Source organism: Sulfitobacter dubius, assembly GCF_027214245.1.
Classification (GTDB): Bacteria; Pseudomonadota; Alphaproteobacteria; order Rhodobacterales; family Rhodobacteraceae; genus Sulfitobacter; species Sulfitobacter dubius_A.
In genome coordinates, this window is record NZ_JAPWHM010000001.1 from 99284 (window position 1) to 113569 (window position 14286).

15 protein-coding genes are annotated in these 14286 nt (G+C 62.7%); 9 read left to right on the forward strand and 6 right to left on the reverse strand.

Translation table 11 applies throughout. The features are described from left to right. Window positions 1-70: 70 nt before the first annotated feature. From O4H31_RS00480 to lpxK, 6 genes are all read left to right on the forward strand, one after another. The gene (locus tag O4H31_RS00480) at window positions 71-1600 is read left to right on the forward strand and encodes a DUF2125 domain-containing protein (protein ID WP_269341740.1); all 1530 of its coding nucleotides are present in this window, start codon (window positions 71-73) and stop codon (window positions 1598-1600) included. Between the two features lie 112 nt (window positions 1601-1712). Next, window positions 1713-3059 (forward strand): TldD/PmbA family protein, encoded by a 1347-nt coding sequence (locus O4H31_RS00485; protein ID WP_269341742.1) that lies wholly within the window; start codon window positions 1713-1715, stop codon window positions 3057-3059. Next, the gene (locus O4H31_RS00490; RefSeq protein ID WP_269341743.1) at window positions 3052-3828 is read left to right on the forward strand and encodes a 3'(2'),5'-bisphosphate nucleotidase CysQ; all 777 of its coding nucleotides are present in this window, start codon (window positions 3052-3054) and stop codon (window positions 3826-3828) included. Before O4H31_RS00485 ends, O4H31_RS00490 begins: the two co-directional genes overlap by 8 nt. A 63-nt stretch (window positions 3829-3891) precedes the next feature. After that, window positions 3892-4134 (forward strand): DUF4170 domain-containing protein, encoded by a 243-nt coding sequence (locus O4H31_RS00495; RefSeq protein WP_067262181.1) that lies wholly within the window; start codon window positions 3892-3894, stop codon window positions 4132-4134. A 6-nt stretch (window positions 4135-4140) separates the two neighbouring features. Beyond that, window positions 4141-5385: a 3-deoxy-D-manno-octulosonic acid transferase gene (locus O4H31_RS00500; RefSeq protein WP_269341748.1), complete on the forward strand. Its 1245-nt coding sequence runs from the start codon at window positions 4141-4143 to the stop codon at window positions 5383-5385. Beyond that, window positions 5372-6358 (forward strand): tetraacyldisaccharide 4'-kinase, encoded by a 987-nt coding sequence (lpxK, locus tag O4H31_RS00505; protein ID WP_269341750.1) that lies wholly within the window; start codon window positions 5372-5374, stop codon window positions 6356-6358. Before O4H31_RS00500 ends, lpxK begins: the two co-directional genes overlap by 14 nt. A gap of 28 nt (window positions 6359-6386) precedes the next feature. On the opposite strand, the gene O4H31_RS00510 is transcribed toward lpxK, so the two are convergent. From O4H31_RS00510 to O4H31_RS00520, 3 genes are read right to left on the reverse strand one after another with little or no spacing between them, the layout of a single operon-like run. Next, window positions 6387-7505 (reverse strand): CaiB/BaiF CoA transferase family protein, encoded by a 1119-nt coding sequence (locus tag O4H31_RS00510; protein ID WP_269341752.1) that lies wholly within the window; start codon window positions 7503-7505, stop codon window positions 6387-6389. Then, window positions 7505-8191, reverse strand: coding sequence for a DsbA family protein (locus O4H31_RS00515; RefSeq protein ID WP_269341754.1), 687 nt, complete (start codon window positions 8189-8191; stop codon window positions 7505-7507). Before O4H31_RS00515 ends, O4H31_RS00510 begins: the two co-directional genes overlap by 1 nt. Window positions 8192-8229: 38 nt before the next feature. Next, a complete protein-coding gene (locus O4H31_RS00520) occupies window positions 8230-8739 on the reverse strand; it encodes a DUF721 domain-containing protein (RefSeq protein WP_093927980.1) in 510 nt (169 codons plus the stop codon). 82 nt (window positions 8740-8821) lie between these two features. On the opposite strand from O4H31_RS00520, the gene O4H31_RS00525 reads away from it, so the two are divergent. The 3 genes from O4H31_RS00525 to O4H31_RS00535 all read left to right on the forward strand — a co-directional run bounded on the left by O4H31_RS00525 (window position 8822) and on the right by O4H31_RS00535 (window position 11595). Then, entirely contained in the window at window positions 8822-9886 is a 1065-nt protein-coding gene (locus O4H31_RS00525) for an A/G-specific adenine glycosylase (protein ID WP_269341756.1), read from the forward strand. A gap of 66 nt (window positions 9887-9952) precedes the next feature. Beyond that, window positions 9953-11101 carry an alkane 1-monooxygenase gene (locus tag O4H31_RS00530; RefSeq protein WP_269341757.1) on the forward strand — a complete coding sequence of 383 codons (1149 nt, stop codon included), beginning with the start codon at window positions 9953-9955 and terminating at the stop codon, window positions 11099-11101. A gap of 68 nt (window positions 11102-11169) precedes the next feature. After that, the gene (locus O4H31_RS00535) at window positions 11170-11595 is read left to right on the forward strand and encodes a response regulator (RefSeq protein ID WP_120349989.1); all 426 of its coding nucleotides are present in this window, start codon (window positions 11170-11172) and stop codon (window positions 11593-11595) included. Between the two features lie 114 nt (window positions 11596-11709). On the opposite strand, the gene O4H31_RS00540 is transcribed toward O4H31_RS00535, so the two are convergent. From O4H31_RS00540 to O4H31_RS00550, 3 genes are all read right to left on the reverse strand, one after another. Continuing rightward, window positions 11710-12810: a site-specific DNA-methyltransferase gene (locus O4H31_RS00540; RefSeq protein ID WP_067942027.1), complete on the reverse strand. Its 1101-nt coding sequence runs from the start codon at window positions 12808-12810 to the stop codon at window positions 11710-11712. Window positions 12811-12898: 88 nt separating this feature from the next. Then, window positions 12899-13528 carry a ribonuclease HII gene (locus tag O4H31_RS00545; RefSeq protein ID WP_269341765.1) on the reverse strand — a complete coding sequence of 210 codons (630 nt, stop codon included), beginning with the start codon at window positions 13526-13528 and terminating at the stop codon, window positions 12899-12901. A 125-nt stretch (window positions 13529-13653) separates the two neighbouring features. Then, a complete protein-coding gene (locus O4H31_RS00550; RefSeq protein ID WP_269341767.1) occupies window positions 13654-14235 on the reverse strand; it encodes a hypothetical protein in 582 nt (193 codons plus the stop codon). Between the last annotated feature and the right edge of the window lie 51 nt (window positions 14236-14286).

Sequence of the window (14286 nt, forward strand, 5' to 3'; positions counted from 1 at the left end):
TCGCGTCGCTTGACCCTGCGCGGGGATTGGCAGACCCTATGCACAACTCATTGCCGAAAAGGATTTTCCGATGTCTCGCATCCCTACAGCGTCACTGCTTCTCGCCCTGCCGGTCACGCTGGCCTCGACGCCCCTCTGGGCCGATCTGACCCCTCCCGAAGTGTGGGGCGATTGGCGCCAGTATATGCAGAGCATGGGCTATCAGGTTGAGGCGAGCGAAGCCTTTGACGGCGCGGACCTAACCGTCAGTGATGTGACCCTGAAGATGGATATGGCCGAAGAGGGTGGCGATTTTTCCTTGTCGCTCGGCACGCTGCGTTTCGAGCCGGAAAGTGACGGCGCGGTCAATATCCGCATGCCCAATGTCATGCCGATGACGATCAACGTCGCGCCCGAAACGCCCGAGGATGAACCGGTGTCGATGGTATTGAACTATGCCCAGACCGCCCCGGTGATGCGCGCCAGCGGCAGCGCTGAGGCGCTTCAGTATGACTATGCCGCCGACAGCATCTCTCTCACGCTTGCGGGGCTCAAGGTTGGCGAAGAAAGCTATACCGAAGAAGAAGCCAAGTTCACCCTGACCGGCAGCGGCGTCAGCAGCCGGACCGAAATGACCGGGACCGAGACGCGTCGCTACGACCAGTCGGGCCGCATCGACAGACTGCAATATGACGTGGTGATGAAAACCCCCGAAGACCCTGCCCGTGTCGCCGTGAAGGGCGGCGTGGATCAAGTGGTCTTTGACGGCAGCGGCACGCTGCCGATGATCGACGCAGGCGCCGACATGGCCGCAATGATGCGCGAAGGTCTGACCTTTGGCGGCAGCTTTACCGCCGGCGCAGGCCGCACCGACATGCAGGTCTCTGACCCCGAAAATGGGGAGTTTCAGCTGGTCTCAAGTTCAACCGGGGCGAAGCTTGGCGTGGCGATGGGGCTGGAAGGGCTTTCCTATGACGGTGGCCAGCAGAACATCGAGGTCAGCGTCACCGCCGCCGACATGCCCTTCCCGATCCAGTTCAGCATGGCCGAAAGTGCGTTTAACCTGAAAATGCCGGTGATGAAGTCCGAAGAGCCGCAGGACTTTGCCTTTGGTGTCAAGCTCGACAGCTTTAAGATGTCGGACATGATCTGGGGCATCTTTGACCCTACCGGCCAATTGCCCCGCGACCCGGCAACTTTGGTCGTGGACCTGTCGGGCAAGGCCAAGCTGCTGTTTGAACTGATGGACCCCGAAGTTACCGCCACGATGGGCGATGAGGTACCGGGCGAAATTCACGAATTGAACGTAAACGAAGTCACGCTTGACGTAGCAGGGGCCGAGTTCGATGCCACGGGGGCGATCACTTTTGACAACGACGACATGCAAACCGTGCCCGGCATGCCAAAGCCCGTCGGCGCGCTGGACCTGTCATTGATCGGCGGCGTGGCCTTGCTGGATAAATTGGTGACCATGGGGCTGATCCCACAGGAGCAGGCACTGGGCGCGCGGATGATGATGGGGCTCTTTACCGTCCCGGGCGAAGGCGAAGACTCCCTGACCTCCAGAATCGAGTTCACCGAAGAGGGCGGCATCCTCGCCAACGGTCAGCAGATCAAATAACAACCGGCGCGGCCTTGGTCCGCGCCCTTTCCGCGTGGGAAAATACAGCGCGGCCCTTGCCCCTCTCGGGGCGGGGGATTACCCCTTTTCCAACCCCAAAAGGAGCCAGACCATGCCAGACGCCCTTGATGCATTGACCAAGTCCCTCCTTCAGGCGGCCACAAAGGCCGGTGCGGATGCGGCCGATGCCATGGCGATCACGGCAAGCTCCGTCTCGATCGAAGTGCGCGGCGGGGCGCTGGAACAGGCCGAACGCTCCGAAGGGACGGACGTCGGTCTGCGGGTTTTCGTCGGCCAGCGCTCGGCCAATGTCTCGGCCTCCGACACGTCGTCGCGCACGATCGAAGAAATGGCCGAACGCGCCGTCGCCATGGCCCGCGAAGCACCCGAAGACCCCTATGCGGGGCTGGCCGATCCCGCTCAACTCTCTGCCCGCCGCGATGCGGAAGGGCTAGAGCTTTGCGACCCCGCGCCAGAGCCTTCCCCCGAAGCCCTGCAAGATGACGCCGCCCGCGCCGAAGCCGCCGCGCTGGCCGTCAAAGGGGTCAGCCAAGTGCAATCGGCAGGCGCTGGCTATGGCGCACAGAAAATCCATCTCGCGGCGACCAACGGGTTCGAGGGCGGCTATGCCCGCAGTGAACGCGGGCTGTCCTGCGTCGCCATTGCAGGCAGCGGCACGGGGATGGAGCGGGACTACGACGGCGACAGCCGTATCTTTCAGGCCGACCTGCGCGCCGCGCAAGAGATCGGCACCCGCGCGGGCGAACGCGCGCGGGCGCGGCTCGATGCCCGCAAGCCGCCCACCGGCAGCTATCCGGTGCTGTTTGACGAACGCATCGCCGCCTCGCTGATCGGGCATCTGCTGGGCGCGATCAACGGTCAGGCGATTTCGCGCGGAGCGTCTTTCTTGCGCGATGCGATGGGGGAGCAGGTGCTGCCCGAAGGTCTGTCCCTGATCGAAGACCCGACCCGCATCCGCGCCACCGGCTCACGTCCTTTCGATGCCGAAGGGTTGCCGACCCAGCAACGGGCCATCGTTGAAAAAGGCATCCTGCAAGGCTGGACGCTCGACCTTGCCACGGCCCGCAAGCTGGAGCTTACCCCCACCGGCAACGCCGCGCGGGGCCCCGGCTCTGGCCCGCAGCCCTCGAACTGGAACATCGCGCTGACCCAAGGGGAGGCCAGCCGCGACGATCTGATCGCTGAGATGGGCACCGGGCTTCTGGTGACCTCGATGATCGGCAGCACGATCAACCCCAACACGGGCGACTATTCGCGCGGAGCTTCGGGCCTTTGGGTCGAGAATGGTGAGATCACACATGCGATCAACGAATGCACCATCGCGGGCAATCTGCGCGACATGCTGCGGGCGATGATCCCCGCCAATGATGCACGCACCCATCTCAGCCGCGTTGTGCCCTCGCTGCTGGTACCGGGAATGACCCTTGCCGGTGCCTGAGGACGACCTCGCCCTTTTAATCGACGCCGCCCGCAAGGCGGGTGCCGTGGCGCGCGGCTTTGTCGGGGCCACGGCCAAACGCTGGGACAAGCCCGACAACGCAGGCCCGGTGACCGAGGCCGATCTGGCGGTGAACGATCTGTTGCTCGCGGAACTGCGCGGCGCGCGGCCCGGCTATGGCTGGCTGTCGGAGGAGACTGAGGACAACACTGACCGGCTGGGGCATGACAAGGTCTTCATCATTGACCCGATCGACGGCACCCGCAGCTTCGTCGAAGGCTCTGACACATGGGCGCATTCACTGGCGGTGGCCGAGGCGGGCGAGGTTACGGCGGCGGTGGTTTATCTGCCGATGCGCGACATGCTCTATGCTGCCAGCCGGGGCGGTGGGGCCACGCTGAACGGCACGCCGATCCGTACCTCCGAGGTGAGCGATCTGGCCGAGGCGACTGTACTTGCCGCCCGCCCCGCGCTGGTGGCAGAACGCTGGCACGGCGGCGCACCGCCTGTGTTCAAACGCAGCTACCGTCCCTCGCTTGCCTACCGTATGGCGCTGGTGGCCGATGCCTCATTTGACGCGATGATCACCCTGCGCCGCACGTGGGAATGGGACATCGCCGCAGGGACGCTGATCGTGGCTGAAGCGGGCGGCACCTGCACCACCACCAAGGGCGCGCCGCTCAGGTTCAACAACCCCGACCCGCGCGTGGATGGCATCGTCGCGGGCGGCCCAATGGTGCAGCGCGCGCTGATTGACGCCCTTGCGTGACCGGCCCCATCTGCTAGGCACTATGCGCAGCACCGCAGCTTTGACAGATCAAAGGACAGCTCCATGACCCAACGCCTGCACCTTGTTTTCGGTGGCGAACTTGTCGACCCGACCAAGAACGCATTCAAGAACGTCGACGACATCCATATCGTCGGGATCTTCCCCAACTACGCCAGCGCCTATGACGCATGGAAATCCGAAGCGCACCGGACCGTGGATAACGCCCATATGCGCTATTATATCGCCCATCTGCACCGCCTGCGCGACGAAGAGACCTCGGCCTCGCCCACTGAAGAGCTGGAATAAACCACCATGGCGGCGCGGTCGCTGGGGCTTGCAGCCTATCGCGCCCTCGTGCGCCGCGGCGGGGCCGAAGACGCAGCGCCCTATGCCGCGCGCCCCGAGGGTGAGCTGGTCTGGATGCATGCCGCCGAGGCGGGCAATGTCTTGGCCGTGCTCGACCTTGCCAAACGTCTGATGGCGATGCGTGACCGCGTAGCGGTGCTGGTGACCCTTTCGGAGAGCGCAGCCACCCAAGACCTCCCGCCGACCGACACCCGCGATCTTTTTATTCTTCCGGCCCCCAGCGAACATCCCGAGAATGTCGCGCGGTTCCTTGACCATTGGCGCCCCGGCTTTTGCCTGTGGACATGGGGCGGGCTGAGGCCCAATCTGGTGTTGGAAACCGCGGCGCGCGGCTGTCCGATGATGATGATCGACGCCGACAGCGCTGGCTTCGATGGCCGCCGAGACCGCTGGATGCCCGATGTGACCCGACAGCTGTTGTCCGCCTTCGATCAGGTACTCACCCGCTCTCCGGCCGTGCTGCGCCGTCTGGTGCAACTGGGACTGCCGCGCAGCAAGGGGGAGGTGACTTCGCCGCTGCTGACGGGCGGCCAAGCGCTGCGCTGCGCGGATTCGGATTTGGCGGATATGTCGGCTTGCCTTGTCGGTCGCCCGGTCTGGTATGCCACGCAAATCCTACCCGAAGAGATCCCCGTGGTGCTGACCGCTCACCGCCAAGCGCTGCGTCTGTCGCACCGCTTGCTGCTGATCCTGCACACCCATGATTATCCGACCGCCGATATCGCCTATGAGCGTGCCCGCGCGCGTGGGTTCACCGCAATGCGGTGGGGAGATGACCCCTACCCCGATGAGACAACGCAGGTCATGGTGGCCGATGACCCCGGCGACCGCGGGTTGTTTTTCCGTGTCGCACCCGTGTCGTTCCTTGGCTCTTCGCTGGTGTCGGGCCATGGTGGCTGTGACCCCTTCGAGGCCGCAGCACTTGGCTCGGCGGTGCTTTACGGCCCCAAGGTGCGCAACTTTCTACCCTCTTACGGGCGGCTTGCCACGGCGGGCGCGGCGCGGATCGTCAACGATGCGGGTGCGCTTGGCAATGCGGTTTCGCGGTTGATCGCGCCGGATCAGGCGGCGACCATGGCCCACGCGGGCTGGGACGTGATCAGCGAGGGCGCCGAACTGGCCGATAGGGTGATCGAATTGATCCAAGACAGCCTCGACGACCATGCAGGAGCCTCAAATGCGCGCGCCTGATTTCTGGCACCTGCCCCGCCCTGACTGGCGCGCGCGGCTGTTGCAACCGCTAGGCGCGCTTTATGCCGCCGCCACCGCGCGGCGGCTGGCCAGCGGCACACCACTGCGCTTGGGTCTCCCGGTGATCTGCGTCGGCAACATCAATGCGGGCGGCACCGGCAAGACGCCCACGGTGATGGCGGTGCTGCAATATCTGCTAGAGCGCGGCCATCGCCCGCATGTCGTCTCACGCGGCTATGGCGGCACGCTGGAGGGGCCGGTTCGGGTTGACCCCGTACAGCACAGCGCCGAGGAGGTGGGGGACGAGCCGCTGCTGCTCGCCGCCTTTGCCGATGTCTGGGTCGCCCGGGATCGCGCAGCGGGGGCGCAGGCTGCCGAAGCGGCGGGGGCCACGGTGGTGGTGCTGGATGACGGTTTTCAGAACCCCGCGCTGGTGCAGGATCTGAGCATCGTGGTGGTGGACGCGGTCAAAGGGTTTGGCAACGGCCTGTGCCTGCCTGCCGGGCCATTGCGTGAGCCTGTCGCGGCGGGGCTGGCGCGGGCTGATCTTTTGCTCTCTATCGGGGATGAAGCGGCGCAGATCCGTTTCGCGGCAGGGCTGCCAAAAACCGATCTTCCCCATGCGCGTGCCGAACTCGCCCCACTGCAAACCGGAATGGATTGGTCGGATTCCCAAGTGCTCGCCTTTGCAGGCATCGGCCACCCTGAGAAGTTTCTCGCCACGCTGCGCGGGCTGGGGGCCACGATCCTCCACGCCGAGGCGCTGGAGGATCACCAGCCGCTGACATCGCGGCTGATGTTGAGGCTAGAGACCGAGGCCGCAACGCGCGGCGCCCAGCTTGTCACCACCGAGAAAGACGCCGTGCGCCTGCCGATGGAGTTCCGCGCCAAGGTGCTGACCCTGCCGGTGCGCCTGTCCCTGCCCGAAGGCAATGCGCTGCATGCAGCGTTGGACAGGCTGCCACGGCCCTAGTCTTTCAGGGCCCCAGTCTTTCAGGGCCCTAGCCTTTGTTGTCTTCGCCCAATTTCGGTGCAGGGCGGTGCAACGAAAGCTCGGCCCCCGAAAAGGTGAAGGGCGACCGCAGCCCCGGCACGCCATCAAGCTCAATCTGCATGCCCCGCGCCACGACCTGCGGATCAGCCATGACATCGGCCATGTCGTTGATCGGCCCGGCGGGCACGCCATGCGCTTCGCACGCCGCCAACAGATCATCGCGGCTGCGCAGACGGGTGGCCCCGGTCAGGCGGCGGATCATCTCGGGCCGGTTGGCGACACGGTCGGCATTCTTGAGGTACTCGGGCGCGGTGGCCATGTCATCCAGCCCCAGCAACTGACACAGGCGCTGGTATTGTCCGTCATTGCCGGTGGCGATGATGAGATGGCCGTCGGAACACTCAAACACCTCATAGGGCGTCAGGTTGGGATGCGCGTTGCCCATCCGCGTCGGCGCCTTGCCGGTGGTCATATAGTTCATCGCCTGATTGCCGGTGATCGCCACGGCGCAGTCAAGCAGTGCCATGTCGATATGCTGGCCGACGCCGGTTTGGTGGCGCTGGTGCACGGCGGCCAAAATCGCGGTGCTGGCATAGACCCCGGTAAAGATATCGGTGATCGCCATGCCGGATTTCTGCGGCTGGCCGTCCGGTTCGCCAGTGATCGACATCAGGCCCGACATGCCTTGGATGATGAAATCATAGCCCGCGCGATGGGCATAAGGCCCGGTGTGGCCGAACCCCGTGATCGAACAATAGATCAGTTTCGGGAACTGGGCAGAGAGGCTGGCATAGTCCAACCCGTATTTCGCCAATCCCCCGGTCTTGAAATTTTCGATCAGGATATCCGCATCGGCCAAAAGCTCTTTGACCTGCGCCTGCCCTTCCTCGGTGCGGAAATCCACGGTGACCGAGGCTTTGCCCCGGTTCGTCGAGTGGAAATAGGAAGCGGTGACATCCTCGTCCCGGGTAACAAAGGGCGGCCCCCATTGGCGGGTGTCATCCCCCGCCGGGCTTTCTACTTTGATCACCTCGCATCCGAGGTCCGACAGTGTCTGACCGGCCCAAGGGCCAGCCAAAACACGCGCCAATTCGACGACTTTCAGTCCTGCAAGCGGTGCGGTCATTAGCCAGCCAGCGCTTCGTCGAGGATTTCCTTCATGTCGGCATAGGACATGTTCGAATGTTTTTTGCCGTCGATGACAAAGCTCGGTGTGCTTGAAATGTCATCCTCTTTGGAGTTCTCGGTGTACCATGCCACCAGCGCCTCGGCTTTTTCACCGTCTTTCAGGCATTCGTCCAACGTCTCGTTATCAAGGCCAGCCAGACGGCCAATCTTGCGCAGCTCGTCGACGATGGCGGCAGGTTCGCCCGCGCGGGTCCATTCGCTTTGCGATTTGTAGATCAAGTCGGCGATGCCAAAGAACTTCTCCTGACCGCCGCAGCGCGCCACCATGGAGGCCCAAAGACCGTAGCGGTCGAAATAGACTTCGCGGTAGATGAACTTGACCTTGCCGCTGTCGATGTAATCGGCCTTCAGCTTTTTGAAGGTATCGTTGTGGAAGGTCGCACAGTGCGGGCAGGTGAAGGAGGCGTATTCGATCATCGTCACCGGCGCGTTTTCATCGCCCATGACCATCTCGGTGATGCCTGAGGTATCCACATCGCCCTCAGTCGTTTGCGCGTTCGCGGCCCCAACCAAAGGTGTCAGCGCGGTGCTGCCAAGGGGGGAGAAGCCGAAGCTGCTTGCGGCAAACCAGCCACCGACGCCGAGTGTGGCGAGACCGCCAAGGATTACGTTTCTGCGATTCATGAGATGTTCCTTTGTCTGTTACGTCAGCTTTAGGTTGGTCAGCTTTGGTTCTTGTTCAATATGTTCTCGCCCAGACGTGCAAGGGCTGCGCGCAGCCCTTCGTCGGCCACGGGCTGGGCGGCCTCAGCTGCTTTGCGTTGCAATGCAGGGCTCGGAGCGGTCTTTTCGCCCTTGGGTTTATGATCAAACGCCACTTGCCCCTCGGCAAAGCCTGTCGCCGCCGTCTGAGTGATCCGCACCCGCGCGATGGCGTTATAGCCATAGACCGCGTTGACCCGCGCGCGCAGTTGCTCTTTTTGCATCTCCAGCATGGGCGCATTGGCCCCGGTGGTCAGCAAGGTCAGCGTGGCACCGATGCCTTCTTTCCGGCCATAGCTGACCTCAACCGGGCGCGAGATGGCGGCGGTTGCTTCGCCCACGATCTCGGTCCAATGGGTCAACAGACGCGATTGCGCAAAGCCACGGGTCTCGCTCGCCTTGCGAATCTGCTGCGAGAGCAGGCTGTCGGTGCGTTTAAACCCTTTTGTAGTTGTACGACGTGGCGGCATGGCTTTGTTTCCCGAATGTGCTGACATACATAACCATTTGCCCCAGCGTCACCAGCCCCTGCCCCCTCGAAAGGCCTAAACATTGCGTGAGAAGACCCCCGTCAGCAAGCTGCCGCCGATCCTGCTGGAATGGTACGACACCCACGCCCGCGCCCTGCCATGGCGGGTGCCGCCGCATGAGCGGATGGCCGGGGTCATGCCCGACCCCTACCGCATTTGGCTGAGCGAGGTCATGTTGCAGCAGACCACCGTGGCCACGGTAAAGGACTATTTCGCGCGGTTCACCGCCCGCTGGCCGGATGTCGCCGCCCTTGCCGCCGCCGAGGATGCTGATGTGATGGCCGAATGGGCGGGCCTTGGCTATTACGCCCGCGCCCGCAACCTGTTGAAATGCGCGCGTGCGGTGGTGGCCGAGCATGGCAGCAGCTTCCCGGCGGATCACGACGCGCTGCTGAAACTGCCGGGGATCGGGCCTTATACGGCGGCGGCGATCTCCTCCATCGCGTTCGATCTGCCCCATGGGGTGCTTGATGGCAATGTCGAGCGGGTGATGGCGCGGGTCTATGACATCCACACGCCGCTCCCTGCTGCGAAGCCCGAGCTGATGGCACGGGCCATCGCACTGACCCCGCAGGATCGGCCCGGAGACTATGCCCAAGCGGTGATGGATCTCGGCGCTACGATCTGCACGCCAAAATCCCCCGCCTGCGGTATCTGCCCGTGGCGTGATCCCTGCGTCGCGCGGGCGGAAGGCACAGCAGCGCTCTTGCCCAAGAAGACACCGAAAAAACCAAAACCCATCCGCCACGGCACCGTTTATCTGGCGCAGCGCGAGGATGGCGCGTGGCTGCTTGAGACACGGCCCGACAAAGGGCTGCTTGGTGGGATGCTCGGTTGGCCCGGTTCTGACTGGGTTGATACGGCAGAGCCGCGCCCCGTAGGGACGCCACCCATGGCCGCCGATTGGCAGCCCCTGCCCGGTGAGGTGCGCCACACCTTCACCCATTTCCATCTGATGCTGACGGTGCAGCACGCGCGGGTCGGCCATGATGCCGCGCCGCAAAACGGTGAATTCATCGGCCAAAACCAGTTCAGGCCCAGCGATCTGCCCACCGTAATGCGCAAGGCTTTTGATCTGACCCGCTAGCGCCGCGTCAGGCTTTGTAACCCCGGCAATCTGCGGTATATCTGGCGCGCAACAATGAGGTGCTCCATGCCGAACCGCATCATCGCCCCCCAAGACCTTGCCCGCATCAGCCGCGCCCTGCCCTTTTGGCTGTCGCTGCTGCTGATCCCGCTGGCGTGGTTTTGTGCCCTGCAAGGCGGCTGGACCATCGCGCTGCTGCCGCTGGTGACGTGGTATCTGTTTTCGATGCTCGACGCGGTGCTGGGGCTGAACCTCGACAACGCTGATCTGGAAGCGACGGAAGATGATCTCTATTGGTATCGCCTCGTCACGCTGATCTGGGCGCCGCTGCAATTTCTCACTGTTTTCGGACTGATCTACTATGCCACCCGCGCCGGACATCTAGACACGGCAGAGCGGATATTCCTTTTCTTCGGCGTTGGCGTGATCACCGGCACCATCGGCATCAACTATAGCCATGAGCTGATGCACCAGCGGAACAAGACCGAACGGCGGCTGGCGGATATCCTGCTAGCCATGGTGCTCTATTCGCATTTCCGGTCGGAACATCTGCTGGTGCACCACCGCCATGTCGGCACCCCGCGCGACACGGTGACGGCGCGCTATAACGAAGGGTTCCACCGCTTCTATCCGCGCGTGCTGCGCGAGTCGCTGACCTCGGCCTTCCAAGCGGAGAAAAACATGCTGGCGCGCAAGGGGCTGCCTTGGACCGATCCGGCCAATCCCTTTTTCAAATACTGGGCGCTGCAGGCCGGTTTTTTGCTGCTAGCGCTGGTCTTGGGCGGTTGGAGCGGTCTGGGCCTGTTCCTCGTGCAGGCCGGGGTCGCGATCTGGCAGTTGGAACTGGTCAATTACATCGAACACTACGGGCTGACGCGCAAACATCTGGGCGGGGCCAAATACGAACATGTCCAGCCACGCCATTCGTGGAACGCGGCGCATAAGGCCAGCAACTGGCTGCTGATCAACCTGCAACGCCATTCCGATCACCACTACAAACCCGACCGGCGTTTCCCGGTCTTGCAGACCTATGGCACGGGCGACGCGCCACAGCTGCCCTATGGCTATCCGGTGATGACAATGGCCGCGATGGTGCCCCCGCTGTGGCGGCGCATCATGAACCCGCGCGTGCGCAAATGGCGCGAGATGTACTACCCTGAGATCACCGACTGGAAAGCCTACAACAAAGCCAGCAATCCCCTGCCCCGTCTCTGAGCGCGGCAACGCAAAGTTAAACTTTGCCTGTCACATAGGCTGCGATTGTTACCAGTGGAGTGGTATTGATGCAGCAACAGCAAGCGCCCTCGGGGGCGGCGTATGATGGCACCTGTCTGATCGTCGAGGACAGTGAGTTTGACAGAGAGAGGCTGCGCCGCGTTCTGGCCCGCGCCTATGGCGGGATGCGGGTGGAGTTCGCCCCCAGCATCGACGCCGCGCGCAAGGCGCTAAGCGCGGGGGACAAGGCGCTGATCCTGCTCGACAACAACCTGCCCGACGGGTTGGGCGCGAATTTCGCGCTGGAACTGGCCTGCGACGACCGCCATGCACAGACGCCGGTGATTATGGTCAGCGATTGGCCCTCCCCCGGCATGTGGGAAAAAGCCGCCTCTGCCGGGGTGCTCTACGTGGTGAATAAATCCGATTTCGATGCCCGCTATATTGACGCCGTGCTGCGTGAGTTTCAGGCCCGCAAGCGGTGGGTGAATTAGGCCGATCCAACAAAAAAACCCCGCCGTGGGGCGGGGTCAAGGTAGGCACCCGTGTGGCTGCCCCTCACGCAGAGGGGCCACGGGTGCCGGCGGTGTTCGATTGTTCGGAGTAGATCAGTTGGCCATCTCGGCCCTGATCTGCTGACGCAGAATGTCGATGGGGACATTCTTGCCGTCTTTCTTGTAGCACCAATAGGTCCAGCCGTTGCAGCTTGGCGCTTTCTCATAGGCCGCGCCCACCTGATGGATCGACCCTTTGACATCGCTGCCAATGAGGGTGCCATCGGCACGGACCTTGGCCTTGTGGCGGCCATTCATGGAATAGAGGTTCTCACCCGGGCGCAGCATGCCGCGCTCGACCAACTGGCCGAAGGGCACGCGCGGCTCGGCGCGTTTGGAGGTGGTGGTTTGCAGCGCTTCGTTGTCGAACTTGCGCACCATCGAGATGCGTTTCTCGGCCACCTTGCGGTAAGCTTCCTCGCGCTCGATGCCGATAAAATCACGGCCCAGCATCTTGGCGACAGCGCCGGTGGTGCCGGTGCCAAAGAACGGATCAAGAATCACATCGCCGGGGTTGGTCGAACCAACGAGGATGCGGTGCAGCAGGCTTTCGGGCTTTTGCGTCGGATGCGCCTTGTCGCCTGCTTCGTCCTTCAGACGCTCATGGCCGGTGCAGATCGGCAGCACCCAATCGCTACGCATCTGAATGCCTTCGTTCAGCGCCTTCAGCGCTTCGTAATTAAAGGTGTATTTGCTGTTCTCGCTCTTGCCTGCCCAGATCATCGTCTCATGGGCATTGGTAAAGCGCTTGCCGCGGAAGTTCGGCATCGGGTTGGACTTGCGCCAAACCACATCATTGAGGATCCAGAAACCTTGATCCTGCAACGCTGCACCAACGCGGAAGATGTTGTGATAGCTGCCGATCACCCAGATCGCGCCATCGGGTTTCAGCAAACGCCGTGCGGCTTTGAGCCAAGCGCGGGTAAAATCGTCATAGGCCTTAAAGCTGGCGAATTGGTCCCATTCGTCATCAACTGCATCGACCTTGGAGTTGTCCGGGCGATGCAAATCACCTCGCAACTGCAAGTTGTAGGGCGGATCCGCGAAGATCAGATCCACCGACTCTGCTGGGAGGGCGTTCATTGCCTCAATGCAATCGCCCGCAACAATAGTGTTCAAGGGAAGCGCCGCAGCGCCCTTTGTCATCGTTTTCATATCTCTGCCTCATTACCCGGCGCTTAAGCGCTCATTGGTTGTGGATAAAATGGGCTATCAGAGATTCGCGGTCAATTTCTTTTTTGAATCAATCGGTTAACAAATTGGCTTGATACAAGATATTGTGTACCGGCTTGAACAAACGTCTATGGTGTGGGGTCACACCAAGATCCTGCAGCGCGGCCATGTGGCTTTTCGATCCGTAGCCCATATTGGTTTCCCAGCCATAGCCGGGATGCTGTTGCGCTAAATCCACCATGAGGTTATCGCGCACGGTTTTGGCAACGATAGAGGCGGCTGAGATCGACAGACAGCGGGCATCACCCTTCACCACAGGTTGCGCAGGCAACCTCAAATCGCGCGGGAGCATATTGCCGTCAATCAATGCGTAGTCCGCCGCACAGGCCAATCCGGCCAGCGCGCGGGTCATCGCCAGATGGCTGGCACGCAAGATGTTGTGTTCTTCGATCTCTTCGACGGTGGCATGGGCCACGCAAACCACGGCCACCGACATGATCTCTTCATAGAGCCGTTCACGGGCGCGGGCGGTCAGTTTTTTGGAATCGTTCAGCCCTTCGGGGATCTGCCCTTCGGTAAAGACCACGGCGGCGGCGGTGACCGGCCCGGCCAGCGGGCCACGGCCCACTTCATCCACCCCGGCGATAGTGCGAAAGCCGCGAGCAGCCGCGCCGCGTTCAAATTCAAAGTCAGGTATCATAGGGCGAGGTGAAACCGCATGCGCCTAAAAGGTGCAACAAAAAAGAGAAAGGGGAGGCGCCCGAACACCCCCCCTTTCAACACCCGAGCGACAGGGACGTGCCGCTCGGTCAAGGCACGCCGGATTTACCGACGGGCCAAGCTGTAACCCGAGTCGCGCAGGCAGCGGGCATCATAGCCGTAGCGTGCACCGTCCGCCGTCTTCACGCGCTTGGCGCAGTAGTTGGGCAGTCGGTCGACTTGGGAATAATTCTTTTCGAGGCAGGGCTCGCCAAACATCATCACCTTGCCGTCTTCGCCGTCATAGCTGCGGAAACACTGCTGCGGCAGCAGCTTGCGGTCTACACGCTCTGGCAGGGGGCGTACTTCGCGCTCGGGGTAGGTGGCGCGGTCGCGCTCAGGATAGGTCCGGGCGCTGCGGCGCGGCTCGGGGCGCGGATCGATGTAGGGGCGCTGGTGCGGCCGCTTGGAAACCGTGGGGTAATAGCGCGGCGCCTCATAGACGGGGGCGGCACGGCGGCGGGTGACCGTCTCGCGCTCGTTGCGCTCTTTGTTGTTGTCGTAGATCATCTTGCCCACGATCGCGACGCCCGCAATCGCGGCGAGGGTGCGCAACACTTCCTTTTCATCGGCGGCGGCAGGGCGGGCACCAAAAGCGGTGATGGCAACCGCTGCGGCGGCGATGGTCGCAATGAACTTGCGGTACATGGGTCTGGTCCCTTCTTGTTTATCGGCGCGTTGCTGCGCCCTTGATCGTAT

What these genes read in the sequence shown, in the direction of transcription:
- O4H31_RS00480 (WP_269341740.1), top strand. Translation starts at nt 71, where the DNA reads ATGTCTCGCATCCCTACAGCGTCACTGCTTCTCGCCCTGCCGGTCACG.
- O4H31_RS00485 (WP_269341742.1), top strand. Translation starts at nt 1,713, where the DNA reads ATGCCAGACGCCCTTGATGCATTGACCAAGTCCCTCCTTCAGGCGGCC.
- O4H31_RS00495 (WP_067262181.1), top strand. Translation starts at nt 3,892, where the DNA reads ATGACCCAACGCCTGCACCTTGTTTTCGGTGGCGAACTTGTCGACCCG.
- O4H31_RS00500 (WP_269341748.1), top strand. Translation starts at nt 4,141, where the DNA reads ATGGCGGCGCGGTCGCTGGGGCTTGCAGCCTATCGCGCCCTCGTGCGC.
- lpxK (WP_269341750.1), top strand. Translation starts at nt 5,372, where the DNA reads ATGCGCGCGCCTGATTTCTGGCACCTGCCCCGCCCTGACTGGCGCGCG.
- O4H31_RS00510 (WP_269341752.1), bottom strand. Translation starts at nt 7,505, where the DNA reads ATGACCGCACCGCTTGCAGGACTGAAAGTCGTCGAATTGGCGCGTGTT.
- O4H31_RS00515 (WP_269341754.1), bottom strand. Translation starts at nt 8,191, where the DNA reads ATGAATCGCAGAAACGTAATCCTTGGCGGTCTCGCCACACTCGGCGTC.
- O4H31_RS00520 (WP_093927980.1), bottom strand. Translation starts at nt 8,739, where the DNA reads ATGCCGCCACGTCGTACAACTACAAAAGGGTTTAAACGCACCGACAGC.
- O4H31_RS00530 (WP_269341757.1), top strand. Translation starts at nt 9,953, where the DNA reads ATGCCGAACCGCATCATCGCCCCCCAAGACCTTGCCCGCATCAGCCGC.
- O4H31_RS00535 (WP_120349989.1), top strand. Translation starts at nt 11,170, where the DNA reads ATGCAGCAACAGCAAGCGCCCTCGGGGGCGGCGTATGATGGCACCTGT.
- O4H31_RS00540 (WP_067942027.1), bottom strand. Translation starts at nt 12,810, where the DNA reads ATGAAAACGATGACAAAGGGCGCTGCGGCGCTTCCCTTGAACACTATT.
- O4H31_RS00545 (WP_269341765.1), bottom strand. Translation starts at nt 13,528, where the DNA reads ATGATACCTGACTTTGAATTTGAACGCGGCGCGGCTGCTCGCGGCTTT.
- O4H31_RS00550 (WP_269341767.1), bottom strand. Translation starts at nt 14,235, where the DNA reads ATGTACCGCAAGTTCATTGCGACCATCGCCGCCGCAGCGGTTGCCATC.